This window comes from Streptomyces sp. NPDC001393 (assembly GCF_053597455.1).
Genome location: NZ_JBSFIH010000014.1, coordinates 66352 through 92526 on the forward strand (window position 1 = coordinate 66352; position 26175 = coordinate 92526).

Genomic DNA, 26175 nt, shown 5'->3' on the forward strand with positions numbered 1-26175 from the left:
CTCGCATGCCACTTACTTTCACGTTGGACCCCGCCATCACCCCGGCCCTGCGCGACGGCATCCTCGACCTGTGGACGGAGGTCTCCAACGCGGGCGGCGCCGTGGGCTTCGTGCCGCCGGTGAGCCGGGAGGACGTCCGGCCGGAACTCGTGAAGCACTTCGTGGGCATGGCCGAGGGGCGCCACCGGCTGCTCGTCGGCTGCGACGAGACGGGCGCCCCGGCCGCGACCGCCTTCTTCGCCTTCAACACGCACCGGCTCCAGACGCACTGGGTGTGGCTGTACACGGTGATGGTCCACCCCGGGCACCAGGGCCAGGGGTACGGCCGTGACCTGCTGGCGGCCGCCGCGGACGCGGCCCGCACCTTCCAGGGGGTCGAGGCGATCCGGCTGACCTGCCGGGGCGGCCTCGGCCTGGAGCGGTTCTACGGCTCCTGCGGCTACAAGGAGGTCGGCCGGGTGCCGGGCGCCATCCGGGTGGCGCCCGGCGACGACCGCGACGACATCATCATGCTGCTCCCCCTCCACTGATCCCACCGCCCCCTGATCCCGCCGACCCCGCTGCAAGATCCCTGCTCGTCCGTGCTTCACTGGACGATGACCCCTTTTGGAATCGGACGAGTGGATTGAGATGCTCCGCTACACGCTGATGCGCCTCGGCATCTTCGCCGGCTGCCTCGTGGTCGTCTGGGGAGCCGTCTACTCCGGCATCTTCCCGCGCGGCTTCGGCGCCTCCAACGGCCTGTGGGTGCTGCTGCTCGCGCTGATCCTGTCGGCGCCCATCAGCTGGGTGGTGCTGCGCAAGGAGCGGGACCGGGCCTCGGTGCAGATCGTGACCAAGGTCGACCGGATGAAGGCCAACCTGGAGGCCAACCGCAGCCAGGAGGACGGCGCGGACGACACCGCGAGGGCGCAGGGCGAGGCGGCCGCGTCCAATTAGTCTTGCCCTCATGGGTGGGGCGAAGACCAAGCGCATGCCGCGTGCGGTGCGGGAGCAGCAGATGCTCGACGCCGCCGTACGCGTTTTCGGGCAACGCGGCTACATGGCCGCCTCCATGGACGAGATAGCCGAACTCGCCGGTGTCTCCAAGCCGTTGGTCTACCTGTACCTGAACTCCAAGGAAGACCTCTTCACGGCCTGCATCCGCCGCGAGGCCACCGCGCTCACCGAGGCCGTCCGCCTCGGCGTGCGCACGGATCTGCCCGCCGACCGCCGGCTCTGGGACGGCCTGCGGGCGTTCTTCGCCCACACCGCCGAGCACCCCGACGCCTGGTCCGTGCTCCACCTCCAGGCCCGCACCCACGGCGAACCCTTCGCGACCGAGGTCGCCGCGATGCGCAAGGAGATGGTCGCCTTCGTGACCCGCCTGGTCGCGATCGCGGCGAGGGAGGCCCACAGGGACCCCGACCTGCCGGAGCGCGAGGTCGCGGGCCTGGCGGAGGCACTGGTGGGCGCGGCGGAGTCACTGGCCGCGTGGGCCAACACCACACCTGGCGTCACGGCCCGCCAGGCGGCGACGACCTTGATGAACTTCGCCTGGTCGGGCCTGGGCAATCTGATGCGGGGCACCTCATGGGCACCGCCGGCTGAAGAAACCTGAGGGGCGCGGGGCTGTATCGATATGCGGCTCCGCCGCGTGGGCGCGAGTAACCCATCACGGCCCGCACCCGGCAACGGCGATGCAGCCTGCGGCGCCTAGCTCACTTCCCCGACCAGGTGCAGTCGCCCCCCGTCGCCCCGCAGCTCGAACCGACCGGACCCGTCCGCCCCATAGGCCACCACCCCCGGCAGCAACACCGGCGCCAGGAACCGAACGCTCACCCGCGTCCCGCCGGAGCCCCCCGCCGCCAGACAGCGGGCCACCGTCCACATGCCGTGCGCGATGGCCCGGGGGAAGCCGAAGAGGCGGGCGGTGAACGGGTGCAGATGGATGGGGTTGCGGTCGCCGGAGACGGCGCCGTACCGCCGCCCGATGTCCCCGGCGAGCCGCCACTCGGCGACGACGGGCAGCGGGGCGGGCCGCGCTTCGCGGGGTTCGGCGGGCCCCTCGGCAGGGTGCCGCGCGTGCCGCGCGAGGTACGTGCTCCGCGACTCCCATACGACACCACCCTCGGCCCGCATCACGGTGGCCACCGTGGCCTCGGTGCCGCGCCGGTGGGAAGCCAACCCCTCGACGTGCACGGCGAGTTCATAGCTCCCGCTCGCCAGGAGGGGCGCGTGCCGGACGATCTCGATCGAGGTGTGGACCAGCCCCGGCAGCGGCAGGGGGAAGGCCCGGTCGCTCATCAGTCGCAGGGCCAGGGGGAAGCCGAGGACGTGCGGATAGGTGACGGGCAGGGCGCTGTCGCCGGTGGGGAAGCCGCAGACGCGCTCGTATGCGGCCAGCCGTGCCAGGTCGATCCGGGGGACGGGCCGCACCAGCGGGGAGCGTGGGAAGTCGCGCTCGGGGGAGGGCCGTTTGAACGGGGCGCGCAGCGCGCCACGTACCAGTAGCAAGCCGAGACCGTGGTCCGTCATGTCCTGCCCCCACCGCTTACTCTGGAGTAAGTTACCGCCGGTAATGCTACGTCACAGGGGAGGTGCAGCTCAAATGTGAGCCGCTGTCACATAACCCCCGAGGCTGCACACCCCTGGCTCCGGACCATCCCCGAACCCGCACAATCCCCTCACGGCCGACCCGTACGATCGCCTCCCTAACCTGCGGTAACCCCTTTCCGCCAAGGCGCCGCAGGTACACGCACGCCAGAGGAGCCGCCCGTGTCCACCCCCTTCCCGAGCACCCCCGTCTCCTCCGGCACCCCCGTCTCCGCGATCGACTACGACGGCCGCCCGGTCCTCGTGGAGCCCTGGGTCCAGCGCCTGGACGGCGCCGTTCGGGAGGTTTCCGTACCGCCGTTCGCGCCCCCGGTGAAACACGGCTCCCTCGCGGACCTGCCGTTCGACAACGCCGAGACCGCGCCCGCCCGGACGGTGCTCAGCCGCAAACTGCCGGACGGCCGCTGGGCGGACATGACGGCCGCGCACTTCGCCGAACAGGTCCTGGCCGTGGCCAAGGGGCTGATCGCGGAGGGCCTGGTGCCGGGCGACCGGATCGCCGTCATGGCCCGTACGACGTACGAGTGGACGCTCCTCGACTTCGCCGCCTGGGCCGCGGGCCTGGTCACCGTGCCGGTCTACCCGACCTCCTCCGTCTTCCAGACCCGGTGGATCCTGCACGACTCCGGCGCGGTCGCCCTGATCACCGAGACCGCCGCCCAGGCCTCCGCCATCGGCCCCGAACTCCAGCACCTGCCCGATCTGCGCCACCTGTGGGTGATGGAGAAGGAGCACGTGACGCGGCTCGCCGAGGCCGGTGTGCAGGTTCCGGACGGGGAGGTCGCCGTACGGCGCGGCATGCTGGGTCCCGACACCCTCGCCACACTCATCTACACCTCGGGCACCACCGGCCGCCCCAAGGGCTGCGCCCTCTCGCACGGCAACTTCTTCGCCGAGGTCGACAACGCCATCGAGCTGCTCCACCCGGTCTTCAAGGCCCAGGACGAGGAGCCGTCGGTCCTCCTCTTCCTGCCGATGTCCCATGTCTTCGGGCGCATGGTGGCCATCGCCTGCGTCCGGGCCCGCGTCCGCCTCGGCCACGCGCCGAGCCTGGCCGCCGAGGACCTGCTCCCGGACCTCGCCGCCTTCAAGCCGACCTGCCTGCTGACCATTCCCTACATGCTGGAGAAGGTCTACAACTCGGCCCGCGCGAAGGCCGAATCGGGCGGCCGGAGCCCGGCCTTCGACCGGGCCGCGGCGGTCGCCGTCCGCTACGGCGAGGCACTGGAGGCCCGGCAGACCGGCACCGGCGGCGGCCCGAGCCGCGCCCTGAAGACCGCCCGCGCCTTCCACGACCCGCTGGTCTACCGCAAGCTCCGGGCCGCCATGGGCGGGCGCGTCCGGTACGCCATCTGCGGCGGCTCCCCGCTCGGCCGGCGCCTGGCCGCCTTCTACGCCGGAGCCGGCATCGAGATCTTCGAGGGCTACGGCCTGACCGAGACCACCGGCGCCACCACCGTCACCCCACCCCTCAAGCCCCGCCTGGGCACGGTCGGCTGGCCGATGCCCGGCACCCGCGTCCGCATCGCCGCCGACGGCGAGATCCTCGTCGCCGGCGACCACGTCCTGCGCGGCTACTGGGACCCGCAGGCCGGCGGAGTCGTCCCCGCGACGAGGGACGGCTGGCTCGCCACCGGCGACCTCGGCGAGCTCGACGACGAGGGTTATCTCACCATCACCGGCCGCAAGAAGGAGCTGCTGATCACGGCGGGCGGCAAGTCCATCGCCCCCGCCCCGCTGGAGAACTGGCTGCGCCAGCACCCGTTGATCTCCCAGGTGATGCTGGTCGGTGACGCCCGCCCGTACGTGGCCGCGCTGATCACCCTCGACATCGACGGCATCACCCACTGGCGGCAGATGATCGGCAAGCACCCGGTGCCGCCGGAACTACTGGTCGGCGACCCGGAGTTGGAGGCGGTCCTGCAGCGCGCGATGGACGAGGCCAACAAGCTGGTCTCCCGCCCCGAGTCCATCCGCCGCTTCGCCGTGCTGCCCGTGGACTTCACCGAGGAGGCCGGCCATCTGACCCCGTCGATGAAACTGCGCCGCGAGCAGATCATGGCCGACTTCGCGAGCGAGGTGGAGGGCCTGTACGGCCCCGCCACCGGCCCCTGAGGAGGTCTCCTGAGTCGCCGCGAGTCTCCGTGAGGGTCGGCACCCGCTCCTCGCGCGCGAAGCGGGTTGCCGCCCGGGTCCGGCCGTGTCCCGGTTCTGATCCTCGTACGGCCCCTGATTCCAGTCAATCCTTGGGTTTCCTCACCAACCCCAAGTGTTAACTTGGGAGTTGTGACACTCGACGACCTCCGCGTGTTCGTGGCCGTGTGCCGCGCCGGCAGCCTCAGTTCCGTCGCCCGGGACCTCGGCTGCACCCAGTCCGCCGTCAGCCAGCACGTGAAGCGGCTGGAGAAGGAGACCGGGGTCGCGCTGCTGGAACGCCAGCCGCGGGGCGTGGTCCCCACGCAGGCCGGCCGGATCCTGGAAGCGGCGGCGGCCGAGGGCATATCCGGCCTCGACCTCGCCGTACGGCAGCTGCGCGATCTCGTCGACGGCCACAGCGGACACGTCCGCGTCGCCACCGGCGCCACCACCGTCCGGCACTTCATGTCCGACGCGGTGGTCGCCTTCCGCCGCCGTCACCCCAGGGTCAACCTGGAGTTCCGCACGGTCAGTTCGGGGCGCGGCACCTTCGACGCCCTGGCCGACGGCACCCTCGACCTGGCATGGATCACCGTCGGCCCCCGGGTGCGCGGCATCGAGCAGCGCACGGTCGCGGAACTGCCCTGGCTGCTCGCCCTCCGCGCCGACGACCCCCTCGCCGAACGGCAGGATCTCGACCCCGCCGAACTGTGCGACGTCCGGCTCATCCGGCTCCCCCCGAACTCCACCTCCGCCTCCCACCTCGACGCGGCCTGCGCCGAACTGGGCGTCCGCTTCACCTACGACACGAGCGTCGCCGACTGGGACACGGCGCTGCTGCTGGCCGAGCTGGGGGTGGGCCGGGCGGTCGTCCCCGCCGTACCGGGCCTCCCGGTGCCGGGAGTGGGCGAGCTGCGGCTCGTCCCGCTGACCGGACTGCGCCCCCTGCCCGTCGGCTGGGCCGTCCGCCGCTGGGACTCCCTCAGCCCTCCGGCCCGGGCCTTCGCCCACACGGTGGCGGAGTTCCGGGGCGGGGTCGCTGCCGCGGGCTGAGCGGGAGTTCGGCCCACACCGTCTTGCCCACGGCGCGCTGCGTCACGCCCCACCGGCTCGACAGCACGAACACGACCACGAGTCCGCGTCCGTGCTCGTCCTCCTCGCCGCCGTCCAGGAACCGCAGTTCCCTGTCGCCCCGGGCGTCACTGACCTCGACACGCAAGGTGTCCCTCCCGGGGAGCAGCCGCAGCCGCAGCTCGAAGTCCCGGCCGGGTACACGACCGTGGGTGACGGCGTTGGCGGCCAGTTCGGCGACGAGGAGTTGAGCGGTGCAGTTCTGGTCGCTGTCGTACGGGTATCCCCAGGTGACGAGCTGGGTGGAGGCGAGCCGCCGGGCCAGCCGGGCGCCGAGTGGGGTGGCGCTGAGGCGTTGGACGAGTTCGGTGGCCTCGGTTGTGGGGGTGGAGATTTCCAGATTCACGTCACCGAGAGTGGTCGGTTCTCCCTACGCTGACCAGGGGAGAACCGGCGACTGTGCGTAGTCGTACGGGTACGTTCGCGTGCAGTACGAGTGTCGGAGGTGACGGTGGAGGAGCGGAGGCCGGAGACGCCCGCGGAGGCCAACGGGTCGGCGGCAGTCTTCGTCGTACTGGGCAAGCAGCTGAAGTTGCTGAGGGAGCGGGCGGGGCTCAGTCAGCGGGAGTTCGGCGGCCTGGTGGGGTACGGCCCCGACCAGATCTCGGCCATGGAACGAGGGGTACGGACGCCGAGGCCCGAGTTCCTGAAACAGGCGGACGAACTCCTCAACGCCGAGGGGCTGTTCATCGAGGTCATCCCACAGGTCGAGGAGGCGATGAGCAGGGCGCGGACGCGGCATCCGGAGTGGTATCGGAGTTACGCGGCGATGGAGGCGGAAGCGGTCGAGCTGCACCATTACAACAACCACGCCGTGCAGGGCCTGCTTCAGACCAAGGAGCACGCACGGGCCGTGTTCGCCAAGCGGCGACCGTTTCTCGACGAGGAGACCATCGAGAAGCGGGTGGCTGACCGTCTCTCGCGCCAACAGGTCTTCCAGCGGTGGCCCCGGCCCATCGTGAGCTACATCCTCGAAGAGGTTGTGCTCGACCGGCCGATCGGAGGGCGGCGCGTCCACGCGGAGCAGCTCCGTCACCTGCTCAGCCTCAGCAGTATGCAGAACGTAGAGATCCAGGTGATGCCGACGCAAACTGAGGAACACCCCAACCTCGGAAGTGCGTTCAACCTTCTGGTACCCAAGGGGCACAGCCAGGTGGCGTACGTCGAGGCGCAAGGGTTCCCGCAGCTCATCACCGACCGAGAGGAGGTCCGGAAGATCGCCGACCGCTATGGGATCATGCGCGCAATGGCACTCAGCCCCATGGAGTCCCGGTCTCTGATCGCAAAGAAGCTGGAGGATCTATGAACACCGAGAACCTAGCCTGGTTCAAGTCCAGCTACAGCGACGGTGAGGGCGGCGATTGCGTCGAACTCGCTTACAACTGGCGCAAGTCGACGTACAGCAGCGGTGAGGGCGGCGACTGCCTCGAAGTAGCCACACACCCCGCCGCCATCCACATCCGCGACTCGAAACAACCCCCCACCGCCCCCCACCTCACCGTCGCCCCCGCCACATGGACGGCTTTCCTCACGGCGGAGGGGAAGTCGGGACCCGGCTGGGACCGGATCGGTAACACCCACTCGTAACCTGCCCTTCCACCCTCGCCGACTCCACCCCCCGAGCAGAGGCATGAAAGAAGACAACGACGTCCGCCGGATCTTCCTGCTGAACCCGGACCAGCGTCTCCTCGACGAGGCCGCGCGGGCCGGCGTCCAAGTGCGCTCCGCCCAGGCCGACCCGCTCGACGAGCGGGCGCTGCGGCCGGTGCTCAAGGACGCCGCCACGGCCGGGTTGTTCGTCAACTCGGCCCGTTCGCTGCGGCTGCTCGCGGACCCGGCGGCCGTCCAGCGGCTGGTGCGCGACAACCGGCTCTCGCCGGACGACGCCGAGCCCGCCGCGGGCACCACGCGGCTGAGCGTGGAGACGCTGAGCGTGCACGGTATGCACCAGGCCGTGGGGATCACGGCCCGGATGCCGTACGGGCTGCTGCACCCCGCCCCGCTGACGGAGGACACGGCGGCCGAGGTGCGCGCCGTGGTGACCGCGCTGCTGGACCTGACCGGGTACCAGTACGGGCCCGCGCACACGAGCGTCGTACTGACCCCACGCGGGCCGGTGATCACCGGGTGCCGGGCCGGGCTGGCCGGAGATCCGGTGCCGGAGCTGTTCAAGGTGGCGGGTGGTTTCGATCTGGCGGCGGGGGCCATGGAGGTGCTGGCCGGGCGGCTGGTGGACGCGGTCCGGCCGGGCCGGTACGCGGCGGCCGCCGTGCTGAACCCGCCATGGCGGCTGGAGCCCGCCGAGGTCGGCGTCCTGCCGCACGTGCACCATGTCGTGCCGCCGGACTCCCTGGGCCCCGGGCATCTCGTCGTACACGCCGACTCGCCCGAGGTGGCGGCCCAGCGGGTGAGCTCCCTGACGGCGCTGGTCACCGGGAACGGATCGGGAACGAACCGGTAGAGCCCGCCCGCACTGTTGATACGTCGCCGGAATCAGGACGACGACGCCAGCGACGTCGACAGGAGGCCGAGTCAGATGCTGAAGTTCTCGATCCTCGGGGCACTGCAGATCCGTACCGTGTCCGGGCCCGCGGAGATCTCCGGCGATCTGCAGCGCGTCCTGGTGCAAACGCTGCTGGTCAGCGAGGGTCGGCCGGTGTCCGGGGAGAGTCTGGCCGAGGAGATGTGGGGCGAGGCCTTACCCGACAACCAGGCCAACGCGCTGCAGGCGCACGTCAGCAGGCTGCGCCGCAAGCTACGCGCGCTGGAGCCGGACCGGCCGGCCTCCCGGGTGACCATCCATCCCTCCGGGTACCGGCTCGTCGTCAGCGACGGTGAGCTGGATGCGGCGGAGTTCGTGGGGGCGGTACGGCAGGCGGAGACCGCCTCGCCCGACGACGCGGCGCTCATCGCCCGCCTGCTCGGCGAGGCCCTCGGGCTGTGGCGCGGTCCCGTCTTCGGCGGTTTCCCCGGCGGCACCCTGTGCCAGCTGGCCGGGGCGCGCTACGAGGAGTACCGGATGCGGGCCATGGAGCTGCGGTTCGACGCCGAGCTGCGGCTCGGCCACCACGCGGCCGTGCTCGCCGAGCTGGCCGAGGCACACACCAACCATCCGCTGCGCGAACGCTTCTGCGAGCAGCTCATGATCGCGCTGTACGGGTCGGGCCGGCAGGCCGACGCCCTCGACGTCTTCCGGCGCATGCGGGGACGGCTCGACGCGGAACTCGGCATCGAGCCGTCCCCGGCCCTGCGGCAGGTGGAGAGCGCCATACTCCGCCACGATCCGGCACTTGCCCCGGACACGCGCTCCGCTCTCCTCCAACTGGCTTGAAAACGGTGCCCATCCCGCTCGTACCCTGGGGCGTTCGGGCGGTACCGTGAAGACGCCTTCACGCACTGCCCGTTCGGGTACAACCTTGGGCTTGGCTCGAACAGCTCGGGCTGGGCGACGAAACGTAGCGGGGGGAACGGTACGTGGAATCGGCGGCATTGGGCCATCCTGTCGTGCGGTTCAACATTCTCGGCCCGCTGGAAGGATGGCACGGCGAGCACCGGGTACGGCTCGGCAGCCCGACGCAGGAGCGGGTGCTCGTCACCCTGTTGCTGGAGCCGGGGCGGATGGTTCCGCTGACCCGGCTGGTGGCCGCCGCCTGGGACGACGAGCCGCCGCAGACCGCCTTCCACCAGGTCCGCAAGGCCGTCGCGGCCCTGCGCACCCGCATCGCGGGCGGCTCCTCGCTGATCGTCACGGACGGCGCCGGATACCGTGCCGTCCTCGGTGAACACCAGCTGGATCTGCACGAGTTCGGCCAGTGGTCCCGGCAGGCCCGGCAGGCGATGGCGGACGGCCGGCCCGAGGAGGCGGTCGGCCATCTGCGGGCCTGCCTGGACCTGTGGCGCGGGCCGGTCATGGCGGGCGCGGGCGGCAGGGTGATCTCCGCCGCCTCCCTGGCGCTGGAGGAGCGCCACATGGCGATCGCCGAGCAGTACTACGAGCTCCAGCTCGAACGCGGCCATTCCGCCGAACTCGTCGGCCCGCTGCGGGAGCTGGTCACCGCCCACCCGCTGCGGGAGACCCTGCGCGGGCGGCTGATGCTGGCCCTGTACCGGGCCGGCCGGCAGGCGGAGGCGCTGGAGGAGTTCGGCAGGGTGCGCGCGCTGCTCGTGGAGGAGCTGGGCGTCGACCCGGGCGTCGAACTCACCGGGCTGTACGAGGCCATCCTGCGCGACAGCCCCGAGGTCGCCCCTCGGGTGCCGCAGTCCATGGCCGACCGCGCCGCCCTGCTGCTGCCCGCCCCGCTCGACCGGACCTCCGACTCCGAGCCCACCCCCTGCACCCTGCCCTACGACCTGCCGGACTTCACCGGCCGGGACGAGGAACTGGGGCGACTGCTGGAGGTGGGCCGGGCCCCGGCGGGCCGGGGCACCCGGATCATCGGGGTGGACGGCATGGGCGGCAGCGGCAAGACCGCCCTCGCCGTCCACGCAGCCCACCTGCTCGCAGCCGACTACCCCGACGGGCAGCTCTTCGTCGACCTGCGCGGCTTCAGCCCCGGTGAGAAGGCCCAGGAACCGGGAGCCGTGCTGCACTCCCTGCTGCGCACCCTGGGCGTCCCCGACGAACGCATTCCGGACGATCTCGAGCGGCGCACCACCCTGTGGCGAACCGTTTCCGCGCAGCGGAAACTCCTGCTCGTCCTCGACAACGCCGCGGGAGCGGCCCAGGTACGGCCCCTGCTGCCCGCCTCCGAGAACTGCCTGGCCGTCCTCACCGGCCGGGTCCGCATGCTCGACCTCGACGGCGCCGAGTGGCTCTCCCTCGGGCTGCTCTCCGCCGACGACAGCGCCACACTGCTCACCCGCATGCTCGGCGCCGACCGCACCGCCGCCGAGCCCAGGGCCGTAGCCCGGCTGGTCGGCCTGTGCGGCGGCCTGCCGCTCGCGCTGCGCGTCACCACCGCCCGGCTGCGCAACCGGCCCCGCTGGACCGTGCAGTACCTGGTCGACCGGCTCGCCGACGAGACCCGGCGGCTGCGTGAACTGAGCGCGGGGGAACGCAGCGTCGAGGCCACGCTCCGGCTGTCGTACCAGGCGATGGAGGAGGAGCAGCGCGCCGCGTTCCGGCTGCTCGGCCTGCACCCCGGCAGCGCCATCGACGTCCACTCGGCCGCCGCGCTGCTCGGCACCGACGCCCGTGACGCCGAGGACGTCCTGGAGGACCTGCTCGATGCGCACCTGCTGGAACAGCACGAGGCGGGGCTGTACGGCTTCCACGACCTGGTACGGACGTACGCGATGAGCGTGCGGGAGGCCGAGGACGACGCGCAGGGCGCGGTCGAGCGGCTGGTCTCGTACTACACGCTGGCCACCGACCAGGCCTGCGAGGTCCTCTTCCCCGGTCGCCACCGCTACGGCGACCAACCCGAACCGGGTGCGGCCGAACTGCCGCGCCTGGACGACGACGAGCGGGCGCTGCGCTGGTTCGACCGGGAGCACGAGGCGCTGCTCGCGGTCGTCGCCCAGGCGGGCACCCACGGTATGCACCGAACCGCCGCGTTCCTCGCCCGCAACGTGCTCTTCTACCTTCACCTGCGCGGGCACTACGAGGAGTTCCGGGTCGTCAACAGAGTCGCGGTGACCGCCTGCCGACAGCTCGACGACCCGGTGCTGCTGAGCCTGAGCCTGTGCAACCTGGCTGTGGGCCAGTGGTGGCTGGGCGACTTCCACGACGGCATCACCGTCGCTCGGGAGGCCCTGGAACTGATCGGCGGCAACGATCCCCGCACCCGGGCCTTCAGCATCGAGGTGCTCGGTCTGCTGCACGGGGCGCTGGGGGACTTCGACGAGGCCCGCGCCTACCTCGCCCAGGGCATCGCCCTGCACCGGGAGCTGGGCATGGACCGGGCGGAGGCGGAGGCGCTGGTCAACCTCAGCACCGTACAGACCTGGTCGGGCCACTACGCCGAAGGTGCCGTGCTCGCGGCCCGGGCCACCGAGCTGAACCGGCGCCTCGGCGAGCACAACCACGAGATCTCCTCGCTGTCCTGGCTGGCGCTGGCCCACCTCGGCCTCGGCGAGGACGAGCGGGCGCGGGCGTGCCTGTCCCAGGCGCTCGAACTGTGCGACGAGTCCCGGCAGCCCGGGAACGTCGCCTTCGTGCTGGCCCACTGGGCCCGCGTCTGCCAGCGCCTCGGCGAGGTGTCCCTGGCCGCGGAACACGCCGAGCGCGCCCTGGACCTGGTCGCGACCGGGGGCACGGTGCTGCGCCAGTCGTCCGTGGTGAACGTGGTCGGCTCGGTCCACCTGCGCGCGGGAGCGGCCGACCGCGCCATGGAACTGCACCGCCGGGCCCACGAGCTGGCCACCCGCCTCGGCTACCGCATCGAGATCGCCCGCGCCCTGCACGGCATGGCGGAGGCGGCACAGGCACTGGGCGACCGTACGACGGCGTCCCGCCACCGGCGCGCCGCGGAGTCCCTGTACGACGCGATGGGCGTGACGGAGGCGGGCCGGCGCCTGTAGGCCTGCCCGCACATTCCCGACCTCCAGGGCACGTGGCGGCCCTCGTGGAAACGGCACCGGCGGGGTGGGAGCCCGGCCGGTGCCGTCAGCGCTGCGCCGGCCGGCCGCGGGAGGCCGTGTGATCAGGATGTGACGCTGAACGGGCCGCGGTCGTCCGCCAGCGCGGGGCCGGGGTGCGCCTGGTGCCCGGTCAGGCCGGCGGCGACGCGCGCGAGCTCGTCCTGCACCCCGGCCGCCGGAACGACCGCCGCGGTGCCGAGCGCGATGACGCCCGCGCCGGTGAGCGTGACCAGAACCGTCTTCGTACGCAAGGCGATGGAGTGCATGGAGCGCATGAGGAACCCCCAGGAAGAGACGGATGGCAGCGACGGATCGCTGAAGACGGATCCGAAGTGACGGATCGGAGGTGACGGATCACAGGTGCGGATCGTCATCCGGCCGCCGGGGCTGCTCCCCGACGACGCCACCGATGCTCTTGGGAGCCGATCCCCATGCCTTCCCCACCGGTTCCCCGAGCAGGTCAGGCCACCGGTACTCCCGGATTCAAGCGTTTCTCAAGCGTCTCTCGAGTGGTTCTCAAGCAGTTCTCGAGCGTCTCGCAGGTGTCTTTCAGACAGGCTTCCGGGCGAACAGAAAGGCCTGCGGGATCGGCTCCGGGCCCCCCTCGGCCTTCCCGCCCTGCTGCTCCGGCCGCTGGTCCGGCTCGCGCACGGTGCTGGAGGTGAACGTGAACCCGGCGTTCCGGAGCAGCTCGGCGATCCGCTCGGGGCGCCGCCGCTGGAAGTCCAGCACGACGGGGTGGCCCCACGGCCGGTCGAGCCGACGCGGCTGCTCGCCCACCTGGAAGGCGAGCAGGAGATGCCCGCCAGGGGCGAGCACACGGTGGAACTCGGCGAAGAGCGCGGGGAGTTCGCCCACGGGCGTGTGGATGCTGGAGTACCAGGAGACGGCGCCCGCGAGGGAGCCGTCGGCCAGGGCGAGATCGAGCATGGAGCCCTGTGCGAAGCGCAGGTCGGGGTGGTTCCGGCGGGCGACGGCGAGCATGGACGCGGACAGATCGAGCCCGAAGGGCGACAGCCCGAGCCCGGCGAGGTGCGCGGTGACCACGCCGGTACCACAGCCGAGGTCCGCCACGACCCCACCCGCCCCGACCGACTCGGCGAACGCCCCGAGCAACGCCCGCTCCAGCGGCTGGTCCTGGAGGTGGTCCCGGAACTGCGCGTCGTAGTCCTCGGCGACGGCGTCGTAGAAGGTGCGGGTCTCAGTAAGAAAGTCAGACGTGTCCATCACGAGCCGCGACCCTACCGACCCCCACCGACACCGCCCCGCGAAGCCCGGTTGGGCGGGTGGGCGGAACTAGGCAACCCCGGCCACCCTCAGCAGCGCGGTCACCGCAGCCGCTCCCACGACCACCACGACGAACGGTGCCCTGAACCACGCCAGGACCCCGCCCGCCAGCACCCCGGCCGACCGGGCGAACCCGGCGAATCCCCCGCCCTCGGTCAACGCCCCCGTGGCCAGCAGGGCGACCAACAGCACCACCGCCCCGGCCGACACCAACTCCTGCACCCGCGCCGGTATCTCGACCCGCCCGTGCAACACCGGCCCCACCAGCCGGAAGGCGTAAGTCCCCAGAGCCAGCGCCAGAATCATCACGACGGTGGCATTCATACGGCGGCCTCCACAGTTTCCCGCTCCCGGCGATGCAGAAGGAGTCCGGCCAGAGCCAGCAGCACCGGCACCCCCGCGGGCACCGCGGGCGTGACCGCCAGCGCCACCGCCGCCCCGGCCAGCGCACACCGCCGTACCGCCGCATCGGCCCGGACCTGCGGCAGCACCAACGCCACCAGCACCGCCGGGAACGCGGCATCGAGTCCGTACCGCGCGGTGTCCCCCAGCGCACCCCCGGCGAGCGCGCCCGCCAGCACCCCGGTGTTCCACACGGCGAACAGGCCGATCCCGGAGATCCAGAACGCCCGGCGCTGCCGTACCGGATCGGACTGGGCGAGGGCGAAGGCGACCGTCTCGTCGGTGACCAGATGCGCGCCGAGAAAGCGGCTCGCCCGGCCGGTACCGATGATGTCCGCCACCGCCAGGCCGAACGCGGCCGTACGGGTGTTGAGCAGTAGCCCCGTCGCCGCGGCGGCGACCGGCCCGCCCCCGGCGAGCAGCACCCCCACCGCGCTGAACTGGGCCGACCCGGCGTACACCACCAGGGACATCACCACCGGCACCCACATCGGGAGGCCGCCCGCCACGGAAACGGCGCCGAACGAGACGCCGACGATGCCGCTGGCGAGCCAGACGAGCGCGCTGTCCCGCACCAGAGCCCTGTCATCGGCCCTGTCATCGGCCCTGTCATCGGCCATGCCATTGGGCATGCCATTGGGTGTTCGCTGTACCGAACGCATGTTTTCTACAATGGAACGAAGAGCGCCTGTCCGTCAAGGCGAACGATCGTACCGATGGAGCGAACGACCATGACCGAGCCGCCTGCCCGGACCCCCGCCCGGCTCCCGCTGGAGTGGATCGCCGCATCGCTCAAGCGCGAGCGCACCCGCACCGGGCTGTCCCTGTCCGAACTGGCCAAACGTGCCGGGATCGCGAAGTCCACGCTCTCCCAGCTGGAGGCGGCGAGCGGCAACCCGAACGTGGAGACGCTCTGGGCGCTCGCGGTCGCGCTGGGGGTCCCGTTCAGCGCGCTCGTCGAGCCGTCCGCGCCGCAGGTCCAGGTGATCCGCGCCGGCGAGGGCCCGGAGGTCGGCTCGGCGCAGGCGAACTACGTGGCCACCCTGCTGTCCGCGAGCCCTCCCGGGGCCCGGCGGGACATCTACCGGCTGCGCGCCGAGCCGGGGTCGGCCCGGACGTCGGACCCGCACATTCCCGGCACGGTCGAGCATCTGATCGTCGGCTCGGGCCGGATGAAGGCGGGACCTGCCGGGCGGGAGATCGAACTGGGTCCCGGCGATTACCTGACCTATCGGGGCGACGTGGCGCACTCGTACGAGGCACTGGAACCGGGCACGACGTTCGTCCTCGTCATGCAGCACGTGTAGAGAATTCGCACAGAATTCATCAACGGCCGGGCAGGCGGCGGCCGGGAAGGAAAGGCGGGCAAGGCAGGAGCCCCGTCGCCGTAACGGCGCGGGGCTCCTTGGGTACTGCTCTCAGGTTCTGCGATCAGGCAGTGATCAGACGGGGGTGACGTTCTCCGCCTGCGGACCCTTCGGGCCCTGCGTCACGTCGAAGCTCACCTGCTGGTTCTCCTCGAGGGAGCGGAAGCCGGTGGCGTTGATCGCGGAGTAGTGAACGAAGACGTCGGGGCCGCCGCCCTCCTGGGCGATGAAGCCAAAGCCCTTTTCGGCGTTGAACCACTTAACGGTTCCGGTAGCCATAAGCCCTCCTTGGGCTCAAAAGGGTTGCCCTGCTCCAGAACCTGCACGTGCGAAACGGTGCTGCGCAACTGCATACGTCTGAAAACGACGAGAGCCTGCGGTTACATGCTCCGCAGGCTCTGTACTGCAAGGGAAACCAAACTGCAACTTGCGGCAAGCCTAGCATCCGGGCAGCCGAAAGCAATAGGGGTCAAGATCACGTCACCCGGAGGTTTGAACATCCGTTGGGCCATTTGACGGCGCGTCGACGGTGGGGCCGGTCACGGCACCGTACAGCACGGGGTCTAGTCTCGCGATGTGGACAATTCTCGCACCCGGCCGCGCGTCGGCCACATCCAGTTCCTGAACTGCCTGCCCCTCTACTGGGGGCTCGCGAGAACCGGCACCCTCCTCGACTTCGAGCTCACCAAGGACACCCCGGAGAAGCTCAGCGAGCAGCTCGTGCGCGGCGACCTCGACATCGGCCCCGTCACCCTGGTCGAGTTCCTGCGCAACGCCGGCGACCTGGTCGCCTTCCCGGACATCGCCGTCGGCTGCGACGGCCCGGTGATGTCCTGCGTGATCGTCTCGCAGGTTCCCCTGGACCAGCTGGACGGCCGCCGGGTCGCCCTCGGCTCGACCTCCCGCACCTCGGTCCGCCTCGCCCAGCTCCTCCTCGCGGACCGCTACGGCGTCCGGCCCGACTACTACACCTGCCCGCCCGACCTCAGCCTGATGATGCAGGAGGCCGAGGCGGCGGTCCTGATCGGCGACGCGGCGCTGCGCGCGAACCTGCTCGACGGCCCCCGCTACGGCCTGGAGGTGCACGACCTCGGCACGCTCTGGAAGGAGTGGACCGGCCTGCCGTTCGTCTTCGCGGTCTGGGCAGCCCGCCGGGACTACGTGCACCGCGAGCCGGACATCACCCGCCAGGTCCACGAGGCCTTCCTCGCCTCCCGCAACCTCTCCCTGGAGGAGGTCGGCAAGGTCGCCGAACAGGCGGCCCGCTGGGAGGCCTTCGACGAGGCGACCCTGGCCCAGTACTTCACCACCCTCGACTTCAGCTTCGGCGGCCCCCAACTGGAGGCCGTCGCCGAGTTCGCCCGCCGCATCGGCCCGACGACCGGCTTCCCGGCGGACGTGAAGGTGGACCTGCTGCACCGGTGACCATGTGTCACTAGGCTGCTCACCACTGGATGTGGGCTGGATGTGGGTTGGGGGGAGCGCGTCATGCAGCCGCTGGACGTGGACGAGCCGGCCACCGTCGGGCCCTACCGGCTGCTCGGCCGGCTCGGCTCCGGTGGCATGGGCCGGGTCTACCTCGGTCGCAGCGCGGGCGGCCGTACCGTCGCCGTGAAGATCGTGCACCCGCACTTCGCGCTGGACGAGGAGTTCCGCGCCCGCTTCCGGCGCGAGGTGGCGGCCGCCCGCCGGGTCGGCGGCGCCTGGACGGCACCCGTCCTGGACGCTGACCCGGACGCCCGGGTGCCCTGGGTCGCCACCGCCTACGCGGCCGGCCCGTCCCTCGCCGCGGCGGTCACCGACACCGGCCCGCTGCCCGCGCACACCGTACGGACCCTGGGCGCGGGCCTCGCCGAAGCGCTGACGGCCGTGCACGACCTGGGCCTCGTCCACCGGGACGTCAAGCCCTCCAACGTCCTGCTGACCCTGGACGGCCCCCTCCTCATCGACTTCGGCATCGCCCGCGCCATGGACGGTACGGCGTCCCTCACCTCCACCGGCGTGTCGATCGGCTCCCCGGGCTACATGGCACCCGAGCAGATCCTCGGCAAGGGCGTCACGGGCGCCGCCGACGTCTTCTCCCTCGGCGCGGTCCTCGTCCACGCGGCCACCGGCGAACCACCCTTCCGCGGCGACACCTCGGCCGCGCTGCTCTACAAGGTCGTCCACGAGGAACCGGAACTGGCCTCGCTGGAAGGGGACTTGGGGGAGACGGCAGCAGCCTGTCTGGCCAAGGATCCTTTGTCCCGCCCGAGTCCCACCGAGCTGGCCCACCGCCTCGCCCCCGAGGGCGCCACCCGCCTGGTCACCGGCGGCTGGCTCCCCGGTCCCCTGGTGGAACAGGTCAGCCGCAGCGCCGTACAGCTGCTCAACCTGGACACGGGGGAGCCGGCGGGCTCGGGACCGGTGGCGTTCAGCAGCCCTTCCGTGAACGGATCGGCAGAGTCCGGCGCCGGGGAAGCGGCGGAGGAGGAAGCGACGGCGGATGGATCGGCGACGGATGGATCGGCGACGGAGGAATCGGCAGCGGAGGCCGGCGTGTTCGGACCGGCGCCGCTGATGGCACCACCCGCGGCACCGCCCACGGCACCCCCCGTCGTACCCGGACAGCGGGACACACCGCCCTCTCCCGGCAAGATCAGCGTCAGCGTGGCCGCCACCGCCACTCAGGGGGAGGGCGGTCAGGGGCGCAGGGTGAGCTGCACGGTGGCGCTGGCGGTGGCCGGCGCGCTAGCTGTGGCCACCGTGGGGCTGGGCGCACTGCTGCGGCCATGGCTGGAAGGCGGCCAGAACGACGCGGGTGGCCACGGCACAGGCACAACGCACTCACCGGCCCCCAGCACCGCATCCGGCCCGCCCGTACCCTCCCGCTACCTCGGCACCTGGCAGGGCCAGGCCACCGCCCTCGACGGCAACCTGCCCATCGGCACCTTCCGCCTCACCGTCCACCAGGTGGGCATCGGCCAGGAGTTGGGCCGGCTGACCCAGACCGACCAGCTCGGCGGGGTGTGCACCGACATCCTCACCCTGGACCAAGTCACCGACACCAAGCTGGTAGCCACCTCGACCGGCGCCAAGGACAACCACAAAGGCTGCGACCCGTCCCCGCACCGGATCGAGTTGACACCGGTCGGCGACGACCTGAAGTACACCTCCGACAGTTCGGCGGAAGGGAATCCGGTGTCTCGGATGTCGAAGGTCGGCTGAGGGGGCTGGCTGAAAACCCGTCCAACGACAGCCCGGTGACCCGGTACTCCGTCATTTTCGTGATGGCGGTACCAGTACGCGAAGACTCCGCATGCTCCAGTGAACGCGTTGGTTAAGCTGCCGAGTCCATGGTCATCCGGGCGTGTGCCGAGCGCCCGGTGGTTGAGACAGGGGGCGGTTGTGGAGCCGTTGCGGCCGGAAGATCCGCGCGTGCTCGGGGCGTACCGGATGATCGGGCGACTCGGGGCAGGTGGGATGGGCCGTGTCTATCTCGCGCGCAGCGGAGGCGGGCGTACCGTCGCGGTCAAGGTCGTACGGGCCGACCTGGCCGAGGACGGGGAGTTCCGGCGGCGTTTCCGGCATGAGGTGGAGGTGGCGCGGGCCGTCTCCGGGCCGTACACCGCTCCGGTGGTGGACGCGGACACCGAAGGCCCACTGCCCTGGCTGGCCACGGCGTACGTGCTCGGGCCCTCTCTGGAGGACGTGATCGCCCAGCATGGTCCGTTGCCGGAGGCGAGCGTGTGGGCGCTGGCCGGCGGGTTGGCCGAGGCACTGCGCGGCATCCACGGAGCGGGGTTGGTGCACCGGGATCTCAAGCCGTCCAACATTCTGCTGACCGCGGACGGCCCGCGCGTGATCGACTTCGGTATCGCCCGGGCCATCGACGGCGAGCGCCTCACCAGCACCGGAGTCGTGGTGGGTTCACCCGGTTTCATGTCGCCGGAGCAGGCCATGGGGAAGGTGGTGGGGCCCGAGGGCGACGTCTTCTCGCTCGGCGTCGTCCTCGCGTACTCCGCCTCCGGGCAGTTGCCCTTCGGGATGGGTGCCGCGGCGTCGCTGCTTTACCAAGTGGTGCATGAGCAAGCGGACTTGACCGGAGTTCCGGAGGCGCTGCGGGCACTGATCGCCGCATGTCTCGTCAAGGACCCGGCGCGGCGCCCGACGCCCGAGCAGATCACCGACGGCGTTGCGCACCTGGGGTTCTCGCTCGTGGCCGGTGCCTGGCTGCCGACGCAGGTGGCCTCCACGATCGCCCAGCACGCTGCTCGGATTCTCGACCTGGACACGCCGCCGGAGGGCTCGTCCCCCGTTCCGGCGGCCGGGCCGTCGTACACGCCGACGCAGGTCGTTCCCCCCTCGGGCGGCCTGGTGGGTACCGGGTCCGGCGGCGGAACTCCGACGCGGCGGCGGTTCCTGGCGGGCGCGGCCATCGTCGGGGCGGTGGGCGTGGCAGGTGGCGGAGCCGCCTACGCGCTGATGCCCGGCGGCAAACCGACGCCGAAGCCGAGCCCGACGGGCAGCGGCACACCGACTCCGCGGCGTACCCAGTTCCCGGGCGGTGTGGCGCCGGCGCTCTGGGCGTACACCGGCGGCGACCCGAAGAACTCGCTCGTGGCCGTCTCCGGAAGCACGGTGATCCTGCCGCAGGTTCCACCGGTCGGCCTTGCCGTGAGCACGGGCCATCGCAAGTGGTCGAGCTCCGCCACCTTCGCTCACCCGACCGGGCTGATGCCCATGCTCGTGACAGACAGCGCCTTCGTCGCCCTGGACCGGAAGTCACATGTCATCCAGGTAGACCCGGCCACCGGCAAGCCGACGTGGCAGTGGCCCAAGCCGTCGAACCTCGCCTCCATCGCCACGTTCGTCGCCGCGGATGACAAGGCCATCTACGCCTTCGGGTCCGGCAGCCCCACCACGGACGGCCCCGACCCGGGACCCGGCAGGCGTCGTACGGTGCTGCTGAGCATCGACATCGGTACCGGGCGCGAACGCTGGCGCGTGCCACTCGACGGGAAGAAACCAGTCACCGTCTCCCTGGGCACTTTGTCAGGCGGCTATCTCGTCTACACCGACGACGCCACCAACACGTTGAGCGTCCGCGCTACTGCCGACGGCCGCTTGGCCTGGTCCGAGTCTGTTGAGGAGGGGGCCGTCCTTCCCACAGTGGACAGCGGCACCGTGTTCGTCGCCAGCTGGCACGTCGTCGCCTACACCCTGGCCACGGGCAGAAAGAAGTGGTCCGCACTCAGCCACAGCTCGGACGGGGCTTTCAGCAGCCCATGGGTCAAGGACGGCGTGCTGTACGTCAGTGACGGCGGGGGCGTACGCGCTCTCGATGCCTCCGACTCGCGGCAGATCTGGTCGCGGAACATTGATGGGGGCACCAACGCAATGGATCTTGTGGTGACCGCAACCGGGGTGTACGTCGCCAGCGACGACCAGTCCAGCGGCGTTTACGCACTGGACCGCCGAACAGGGGAGATCGTCTGGAATTTCCGCACCAGCCAGATATCGACGACCGACGGTGTCTGGGTACTGGCCGACGGCGGCAAGTGCATCGTCGCCTGCATCGCCGGGCACGTCTTCGGTCTCCCCCCTGTCTGACGTCGGCCGCGGAATCAGAACACCGCCGTGAACGCGCCCGGGTCTGCGGTGATCTTACGGCTACTCCCCGTTGCACCCTGTGCCCCGGTCATACTCAAGGAGACGACGGCCCCACTCACTTTGGAGTGCGGTGCGCGGGGGCTGTCGAGGCTGTTGGCTCTCCTCCGCGCTCGCCGTTCGTCGCATCCCGCCTGACTGGAGCGGAGAGCTGAGGACGGGGTTACTCGTGGCGGCCACCTGGGCGGCCTCTTGGGCATGCTGCAGCCCCGAATACGCGCTGCACGTTGGACAGTTCGGTGGAAGGCAATCCGGTTTCACTGATGCCCAAGGCCCGCCCGCGTGGCTTGGATGCTCTCCCGCCGTCACATCGGCGTCGTAACCGTCACATGCGTCCCGCTGCCCAGGTGCAGCATGCCCCGGCCCGCAGTGATGGGGCCGCCGACCATGCTCCGCGTCGTGCGGATGCCGATCAGCTCGCCGGCGGAGGTGTCCTGTGGGGACAGCAGGATGCCGCGTCGGGCTTTCTTCATGTCGACCTGCCAGCCGGAGAAGCCGTCGCAGATCTCCTCCTCGTCACCGGCGATGACCACGGCAAGGCCCTCCTCGACGCCCCGTTCGACGATCCGTTTGAAGACGTCCTCGGCGTCGCAGTCGTCCAGTACCTCCGCGTCGTCGACCAGGACGACGATCGGCTGCTCGGGGCTGGCCGACCCGATGGCCTCCTCCAGTTCGTCCTCATCGATGTCACGGCCCGTGAAAACTTGCAGCACTCCCTCCCGGCCGGCCAGTTCGCGCAGCGGAGACGGGCGCGGTGCGGCGAGGATCAGCCGCACACCCTGCTCGAGGCAGGAGCGCGCCATGGACAGCAGCACCGTGCTGCGTCCGGACTTCGCGGGTCCGCCGATCACGAACGCCGGGACGCCCTGGGCGAGGTCGGGGCCGAAGGCGGTGAGTTCGTCACCGCCGACGCCGACCAGCGCCCACAACGGGGAGGGGGTGGTCGCCGGGTCGCGCATCGCCCAGGCGTCCGCGAAGGAGATCCGGCTGGGCAGCACGTCGACGCGGAAGGGTCGCAGCGAGCGCGGCACCCCGGCGTCCCGAGCGGCCGCCGCGTCGCCGATCGCGATCAGAGCGGCTGCCTGGCCCTGACCGGTGGTGTCCTCGGCGAGCAGCGCGAACTGGGTCTCCGTGGCTGTCTCGGCCCGGAAGGCGCGGCCGGGTGGGATCTCCTCGGGCACCTTGCGCGCGTTGATGTCCAGCATGGAGAAGTCACTGCGGTCTGCGAGGCGCAGGCCGTACTTGTCCTCGGTCAGTGAGGCGATCCGGCCGGAGAGCAGCTGCCGGTCGCCGGTGATCACCATGTGGATGCCGACGCTCGCGCCCTCGCGCATCATTGCCATCAACTGATCGCTGAGCTCGCCGTGGTTGTACTCGCCGAGCGTGGGCAGCCAGCCTTCCCAGCGGTCGAGCAGCAGCACGATGTGCGGAAGCCGCTCGCCTTCCGACGCGGCGGCCCGCTGCTCGCCGATGTCGGCGTAACCCTTCTCGGCGAACAGGTCCTGTCGTCGTGTGAGTTCGCCGGAAAGACGGGTGAAGAGGCGGACGACGCGCTCCAATTGGTTGCGGCTGACCACCGCGCCGCAGTGCGGCAGCCGCGTCAGCGCGTTGAGGGCTCCGTTGCCGCAGTCGATGCCGTACAGATGGACATCGGCGCAGGACAGGGTTCTCGCGAGTGAACCGGCGATGGTGCGCAGCACCTGCGAGCGGCCGCTGCGCGGGGCGCCGGCGATCAGCAGGTGCCCGAAACCGGCGAAGTCGACGGTCACCGGGTGGCGAGCCTGGTCGGCAGGAAGATCCGCCACGCCGTACGGCGCGGCCGGCAGAGCACCCGCGCCGCGTACCTCCGGGATGTCGTCCAGCAGCAGCGTCTCCTCCAGGGCGGGCAGCCACGGGGAGTGCTGGGCCGGGATGGCCAGCGCCTGGTTGGCGCCCCGTACGGCATCCACCAGCACCTTGAGGTCGGTGATCTCGTCGTCCTCGCGCGCCTCGGACTTCGGCCTCTGCTGCGCGGGCCGCCCCAGGTCCTGCCAGGCCAGCTGCCCGGCCCACGGGGCGAGCGTCTGCGGGTCGGAGGCGCCCGGGCGACGGCCGCCGACCCGGCCCGACTGGAACGGGATGAGCGAGGCGTGGCCCAGCCGGACATACGCGCGTCCGGGGGTGCTCTTGCTGATGTGGCCGGCGTCAGGCGCGTCGATGACGTCTGTCGACTCACCGGTGTCGGTCACACGCAGGGCGATGCGAAGGTTGGTGTTGGCGCGGATCTCGGGCGAGACGACACCGCTGGGCCGCTGTGTGGCCAGCAGGAGATGAATCCCGAGGGACCGGCCACGCTGCGCGATGTTGACCAGGCCCGTGACGAAGTCCGGCAGGTCGCGGACCATGGACGCGAACTCGTCGATGACGATGAGGAGGCGGGGCATGGGCGGATGGGACGGGTCCCGCCGCAGGACATCCTGGTAGTCCTCGATGTCCTTGGTTCCGACTGCGGCCAGGATGTGCTCGCGCCTCTTCAGCTCGGCACCCAGCGACTCCAGGGCCCGCTCGACGAGATGGGCGTCGAGATCGGTGACCATACCGACGGTGTGCGGCAGCTTCACACAGTCCTTGAACGCCGAGCCACCCTTGTAGTCGACGAGGACGAACGTCATGTTCTCGGGGGTGTTGGCCACGGCGAGCGCAGCCACGATGGTCTGCAGCAGCTCCGACTTGCCGGAACCGGTCGTACCGGCGATGAGACCGTGCGGGCCGTCGCGCCGGATGTCGATGCCGAACGGGCCGTCGTACGACTCACCGATGACGGCCATCGTGGACTGCCCGCCCATGCGCCAGCGCGCGGAGATCGCGTCGGCGGTCGGCGGCTCCAGCTGCAGCACGTCGAGCAGACGGCTGGCGGAGGGCAGTGCGGAGCCCTCGGCCTCTCCGCTGATGTCGCGCAGCGGGGACAGCGAGCGGGACAGCCGGATGCACCAGGCCGGGGAGACGAAGTCGGGCCGTACGTCCGTCATACGGCCGGCACCGCTCTGCTGGACGCGCAGCCGTAGCGGGAGGTCCTGTTCGGTGGACTCGTATGCCTGCCCGGCCGTCTGGTGCCAGACCTGGAAGGAAGGGAAGCCACCGATCCGGGGTTGCGCTACGGACGCCATGGCCGGAGAGGCGGGATCGTCGGTGCGCCATGGCTCGGCGACGACTACCCCCTGACACTCTCCGGGCAGGAACCGCTCCTCCTCGTCCAGGCAGATGGCGTAGAGGGCGACGGCCGGACCTTCGCGCAGCAGCCGTACGACACCGGGCAACGAACGCAACCGCCGCGATCCGTCCCATACGACGACGATGTCGGGCTCGGAGAATGCAGGCCCGTCACCGCGATTCCCGGACTCCTGCAGGGCCTTCTTCCGGGCGTCCAGCAGCTGGGTCAGCTCGCCGATGCGGGCGCCGACGGTCTCCGAGTCGGTGCCGATGAGCGTGTTGACGTCCTGCCCGGCGGAGGGGCGAGTGTGCGGCAGCCAGCGCACCCAGTCCCAGCGGGCATGGGCCTCGTTGTCCGTGAGGATGTAGAACTGCACGTCCATCGGGCTGTGCAGCACCGCGGTCTGTGCGACCGCCCACCGTCCCAGCGCCTGCGCCGAGTCGTTCGGCCCGGCGATGCCGATGACTCCGAGATCCTTCAGTGGCAGCGCGACCGGCGCGTCCTCGATGTGCCGGATGACCTCGCGCCTGTGCTCGTCCTGCTCGGGGTCGTCGAGCACGACGTCGGAGCGGACCCGGCCGGTGCCGACCCGGATGAGCAGGTGGTCGGCATCGGTGCGACGCCGCTCCCACAGGCGCGTACGGGGACCGGTGCCGAAGGCCAGCACGGCAGCCGGATCGGGGACGGCGGCGCGGCGGTCGAGACGTTCGGTGCGCAGCGCGTCCTGGGCGTCCTGCTCGATCCGTTCCTTGTGTTCCTTGTACTCCTTGACCTGCTTGGCATGTGACTTGCGCCCATGCTTCTTGTCCACGAAGTGGTTGCCGAGGAGCATGAGCGGGCTCATCAGCGCCATGATCAGGTAGTACCAGCGCCCGAACATCATCGTCGAGACGACGGCACCCACCAGGGGGAGCAGCGCCATCAGCCAGGGCAGCGGACGGGCCTCGTATTCGCTGGGCGGCGAGGGCAGCCGGAAGCGGGTCCGGCGCTCGGGCGGACGCAGTCGCGGGGGCCGGTTGTAGTCGAGGCCTATGCCGTCGTCCGACCACTTCAGGGCCGCGTCCGGGGGAGAGTAGGCGGCGATCTCGAAGAGGCTGTTGCCGAGGGAGAGTTGGGCGCCAAGGGGCCAGGTGTCGCCGTCGAGGGGCTCGCCGTCGAGCCGGGCACCGCGGCCTTCGGCGGCCTCCTTTACGCCCGTGCCGCCCCGCTCTGTGTTGCCGTCATGGACGACGACCTTGCAGGTGCCGTCGATGGCGATGGACAACGTGGCGGCGAGCTCGGCCAGTTCACCGTCCTCGACACGGAGCTGGGCGCCCGATCCACTGCCGATGCCATACCGCCCCACACCGAGTCGGTGCACGGCACCGGCCGCGGGCCCGCTGACGACACGGAACTCCACCACGCCGGTGGGCTCGCCGAACACACATCCCGCCGGATCGTGCAGGCTGACGACGGCTCCGTCCCGTAGCGGCGAACCCACGACGGTCGCGCTCGGGTCGAGGGGATGGCCGTCGACGAACGAGTGGGGCACGCCGCCACCGTGCCGGTGCCCACCGATGGGGATGATCTCCGCGCCCTGGCCGGCTCCGACATGCCGCGCCAGTTCCCGGGTGATGTCGCCCACGGTCGACTCCGGATCGGCGTCGAGCACCACGTCGGCGGTGGTACCGACGAGCGGGTCGACGACGGTCAGACTCAGGCGCACGTTCGTCCTCCTCGGGGGCTGAGACCGTCCCCGCAACGCTGAACACAGTGGGAGTGACCTTAGCTGTCCCCGTTGACGGAGCCGCAACGGGATGACCACTGGTTCACGAGTCCCTCGCACAACTGCCCTGC

At 71.1% G+C, this 26175-nt stretch carries 22 protein-coding genes; 14 read left to right on the plus strand and 8 right to left on the minus strand.

The window, feature by feature from the left end:
- The first annotated feature begins 5 nt into the window (after positions 1-5).
- The 3 genes from ACWC2T_RS17840 (at position 6) to ACWC2T_RS17850 (ending at position 1600) form a co-directional block, all read left to right on the plus strand.
- Entirely contained in the window at positions 6-530 is a 525-nt protein-coding gene (locus ACWC2T_RS17840; RefSeq protein ID WP_450671273.1) for an N-acetyltransferase family protein, read from the plus strand.
- Positions 531-630: 100 nt separating this feature from the next.
- Complete coding sequence (locus tag ACWC2T_RS17845; protein WP_450671355.1) at positions 631-939, plus strand: DUF4229 domain-containing protein; 309 nt, start codon at positions 631-633, stop codon at positions 937-939.
- A gap of 10 nt (positions 940-949) precedes the next feature.
- Positions 950-1600 carry a TetR/AcrR family transcriptional regulator gene (locus ACWC2T_RS17850; RefSeq protein WP_450671274.1) on the plus strand — a complete coding sequence of 217 codons (651 nt, stop codon included), beginning with the start codon at positions 950-952 and terminating at the stop codon, positions 1598-1600.
- A gap of 95 nt (positions 1601-1695) precedes the next feature.
- Here ACWC2T_RS17850 and ACWC2T_RS17855 read toward each other — a convergent pair whose 3' ends face one another.
- Positions 1696-2517, minus strand: a complete 822-nt coding sequence (locus ACWC2T_RS17855; RefSeq protein WP_450671275.1) for a MaoC family dehydratase — start codon at positions 2515-2517, stop codon at positions 1696-1698.
- 240 nt (positions 2518-2757) lie between these two features.
- Here ACWC2T_RS17855 and ACWC2T_RS17860 point away from each other — a divergent pair, with 240 nt between their 5' ends.
- Together ACWC2T_RS17860 and ACWC2T_RS17865 are read left to right on the plus strand one after the other, a co-directional pair.
- Complete coding sequence (locus ACWC2T_RS17860; protein WP_450671276.1) at positions 2758-4710, plus strand: AMP-dependent synthetase/ligase; 1953 nt, start codon at positions 2758-2760, stop codon at positions 4708-4710.
- 171 nt (positions 4711-4881) lie between these two features.
- Positions 4882-5784 (plus strand): LysR family transcriptional regulator, encoded by a 903-nt coding sequence (locus tag ACWC2T_RS17865; RefSeq protein WP_450671277.1) that lies wholly within the window; start codon positions 4882-4884, stop codon positions 5782-5784.
- Here ACWC2T_RS17865 and ACWC2T_RS17870 read toward each other — a convergent pair.
- Positions 5714-6208: an ATP-binding protein gene (locus tag ACWC2T_RS17870; protein ID WP_450671278.1), complete on the minus strand. Its 495-nt coding sequence runs from the start codon at positions 6206-6208 to the stop codon at positions 5714-5716. The two genes, ACWC2T_RS17865 and ACWC2T_RS17870, sit on opposite strands and share 71 nt — an antisense overlap.
- Positions 6209-6313: 105 nt before the next feature.
- On the opposite strand from ACWC2T_RS17870, the gene ACWC2T_RS17875 reads away from it, so the two are divergent.
- From ACWC2T_RS17875 to ACWC2T_RS17895, 5 genes are all read left to right on the plus strand, one after another.
- Positions 6314-7168, plus strand: a complete 855-nt coding sequence (locus ACWC2T_RS17875; RefSeq protein WP_450671356.1) for a helix-turn-helix domain-containing protein — start codon at positions 6314-6316, stop codon at positions 7166-7168.
- Complete coding sequence (locus tag ACWC2T_RS17880; protein WP_450671279.1) at positions 7165-7449, plus strand: DUF397 domain-containing protein; 285 nt, start codon at positions 7165-7167, stop codon at positions 7447-7449. Before ACWC2T_RS17875 ends, ACWC2T_RS17880 begins: the two co-directional genes overlap by 4 nt.
- Positions 7450-7492: 43 nt before the next feature.
- Positions 7493-8323, plus strand: a complete 831-nt coding sequence (locus ACWC2T_RS17885; protein WP_450671280.1) for a hypothetical protein — start codon at positions 7493-7495, stop codon at positions 8321-8323.
- Between the two features lie 75 nt (positions 8324-8398).
- Positions 8399-9193 (plus strand): AfsR/SARP family transcriptional regulator, encoded by a 795-nt coding sequence (locus ACWC2T_RS17890; protein ID WP_450671281.1) that lies wholly within the window; start codon positions 8399-8401, stop codon positions 9191-9193.
- Between the two features lie 173 nt (positions 9194-9366).
- Positions 9367-12384: an AfsR/SARP family transcriptional regulator gene (locus tag ACWC2T_RS17895; protein WP_450671282.1), complete on the plus strand. Its 3018-nt coding sequence runs from the start codon at positions 9367-9369 to the stop codon at positions 12382-12384.
- Positions 12385-12506: 122 nt separating this feature from the next.
- Here ACWC2T_RS17895 and ACWC2T_RS17900 read toward each other — a convergent pair whose 3' ends face one another.
- The 4 genes from ACWC2T_RS17900 to ACWC2T_RS17915 all read right to left on the minus strand — a co-directional run bounded on the left by ACWC2T_RS17900 (position 12507) and on the right by ACWC2T_RS17915 (position 14753).
- Positions 12507-12710, minus strand: a complete 204-nt coding sequence (locus tag ACWC2T_RS17900; RefSeq protein WP_450671283.1) for a hypothetical protein — start codon at positions 12708-12710, stop codon at positions 12507-12509.
- A gap of 283 nt (positions 12711-12993) precedes the next feature.
- The gene (locus tag ACWC2T_RS17905) at positions 12994-13671 is read right to left on the minus strand and encodes a class I SAM-dependent methyltransferase (RefSeq protein WP_450671284.1); all 678 of its coding nucleotides are present in this window, start codon (positions 13669-13671) and stop codon (positions 12994-12996) included.
- Positions 13672-13740: 69 nt separating this feature from the next.
- Positions 13741-14055 (minus strand): AzlD domain-containing protein, encoded by a 315-nt coding sequence (locus ACWC2T_RS17910; RefSeq protein WP_450671285.1) that lies wholly within the window; start codon positions 14053-14055, stop codon positions 13741-13743.
- A complete protein-coding gene (locus ACWC2T_RS17915) occupies positions 14052-14753 on the minus strand; it encodes an AzlC family ABC transporter permease (protein ID WP_450671286.1) in 702 nt (233 codons plus the stop codon). The genes ACWC2T_RS17910 and ACWC2T_RS17915 overlap by 4 nt, the downstream gene beginning before the upstream one ends.
- Positions 14754-14864: 111 nt before the next feature.
- Here ACWC2T_RS17915 and ACWC2T_RS17920 point away from each other — a divergent pair, with 111 nt between their 5' ends.
- A complete protein-coding gene (locus ACWC2T_RS17920; protein WP_450671287.1) occupies positions 14865-15440 on the plus strand; it encodes a helix-turn-helix domain-containing protein in 576 nt (191 codons plus the stop codon).
- 135 nt (positions 15441-15575) lie between these two features.
- Here ACWC2T_RS17920 and ACWC2T_RS17925 read toward each other — a convergent pair whose 3' ends face one another.
- Positions 15576-15779: a cold-shock protein gene (locus ACWC2T_RS17925; protein ID WP_004984723.1), complete on the minus strand. Its 204-nt coding sequence runs from the start codon at positions 15777-15779 to the stop codon at positions 15576-15578.
- Positions 15780-16076: 297 nt separating this feature from the next.
- Here ACWC2T_RS17925 and ACWC2T_RS17930 point away from each other — a divergent pair, with 297 nt between their 5' ends.
- The 3 genes from ACWC2T_RS17930 (at position 16077) to ACWC2T_RS17940 (ending at position 21092) form a co-directional block, all read left to right on the plus strand.
- Positions 16077-16925 (plus strand): menaquinone biosynthetic enzyme MqnA/MqnD family protein, encoded by an 849-nt coding sequence (locus ACWC2T_RS17930; protein WP_450671288.1) that lies wholly within the window; start codon positions 16077-16079, stop codon positions 16923-16925.
- A 63-nt stretch (positions 16926-16988) separates the two neighbouring features.
- Entirely contained in the window at positions 16989-18707 is a 1719-nt protein-coding gene (locus ACWC2T_RS17935) for a serine/threonine-protein kinase (protein ID WP_450671289.1), read from the plus strand.
- 228 nt (positions 18708-18935) lie between these two features.
- Complete coding sequence (locus ACWC2T_RS17940; protein ID WP_450671357.1) at positions 18936-21092, plus strand: protein kinase domain-containing protein; 2157 nt, start codon at positions 18936-18938, stop codon at positions 21090-21092.
- 362 nt (positions 21093-21454) lie between these two features.
- Here ACWC2T_RS17940 and ACWC2T_RS17945 read toward each other — a convergent pair whose 3' ends face one another.
- Positions 21455-26044, minus strand: coding sequence for an FtsK/SpoIIIE domain-containing protein (locus ACWC2T_RS17945; protein ID WP_450671290.1), 4590 nt, complete (start codon positions 26042-26044; stop codon positions 21455-21457).
- Positions 26045-26175: the final 131 nt, after the last annotated feature.

Bases quoted from the DNA above. Each gene is read 5' to 3' on its own strand.
- ACWC2T_RS17840 (WP_450671273.1), top strand. From the start codon at position 6: ATGCCACTTACTTTCACGTTGGACCCCGCCATCACCCCGGCCCTGCGC.
- ACWC2T_RS17845 (WP_450671355.1), top strand. From the start codon at position 631: ATGCTCCGCTACACGCTGATGCGCCTCGGCATCTTCGCCGGCTGCCTC.
- ACWC2T_RS17850 (WP_450671274.1), top strand. From the start codon at position 950: ATGGGTGGGGCGAAGACCAAGCGCATGCCGCGTGCGGTGCGGGAGCAG.
- ACWC2T_RS17855 (WP_450671275.1), bottom strand. From the start codon at position 2,517: ATGACGGACCACGGTCTCGGCTTGCTACTGGTACGTGGCGCGCTGCGC.
- ACWC2T_RS17880 (WP_450671279.1), top strand. From the start codon at position 7,165: ATGAACACCGAGAACCTAGCCTGGTTCAAGTCCAGCTACAGCGACGGT.
- ACWC2T_RS17885 (WP_450671280.1), top strand. From the start codon at position 7,493: ATGAAAGAAGACAACGACGTCCGCCGGATCTTCCTGCTGAACCCGGAC.
- ACWC2T_RS17890 (WP_450671281.1), top strand. From the start codon at position 8,399: ATGCTGAAGTTCTCGATCCTCGGGGCACTGCAGATCCGTACCGTGTCC.
- ACWC2T_RS17900 (WP_450671283.1), bottom strand. From the start codon at position 12,710: ATGCACTCCATCGCCTTGCGTACGAAGACGGTTCTGGTCACGCTCACC.
- ACWC2T_RS17905 (WP_450671284.1), bottom strand. From the start codon at position 13,671: ATGGACACGTCTGACTTTCTTACTGAGACCCGCACCTTCTACGACGCC.
- ACWC2T_RS17910 (WP_450671285.1), bottom strand. From the start codon at position 14,055: ATGAATGCCACCGTCGTGATGATTCTGGCGCTGGCTCTGGGGACTTAC.
- ACWC2T_RS17915 (WP_450671286.1), bottom strand. From the start codon at position 14,753: ATGGCCGATGACAGGGCCGATGACAGGGCCGATGACAGGGCTCTGGTG.
- ACWC2T_RS17920 (WP_450671287.1), top strand. From the start codon at position 14,865: ATGACCGAGCCGCCTGCCCGGACCCCCGCCCGGCTCCCGCTGGAGTGG.
- ACWC2T_RS17925 (WP_004984723.1), bottom strand. From the start codon at position 15,779: ATGGCTACCGGAACCGTTAAGTGGTTCAACGCCGAAAAGGGCTTTGGC.
- ACWC2T_RS17935 (WP_450671289.1), top strand. From the start codon at position 16,989: ATGCAGCCGCTGGACGTGGACGAGCCGGCCACCGTCGGGCCCTACCGG.
- ACWC2T_RS17940 (WP_450671357.1), top strand. From the start codon at position 18,936: ATGATCGGGCGACTCGGGGCAGGTGGGATGGGCCGTGTCTATCTCGCG.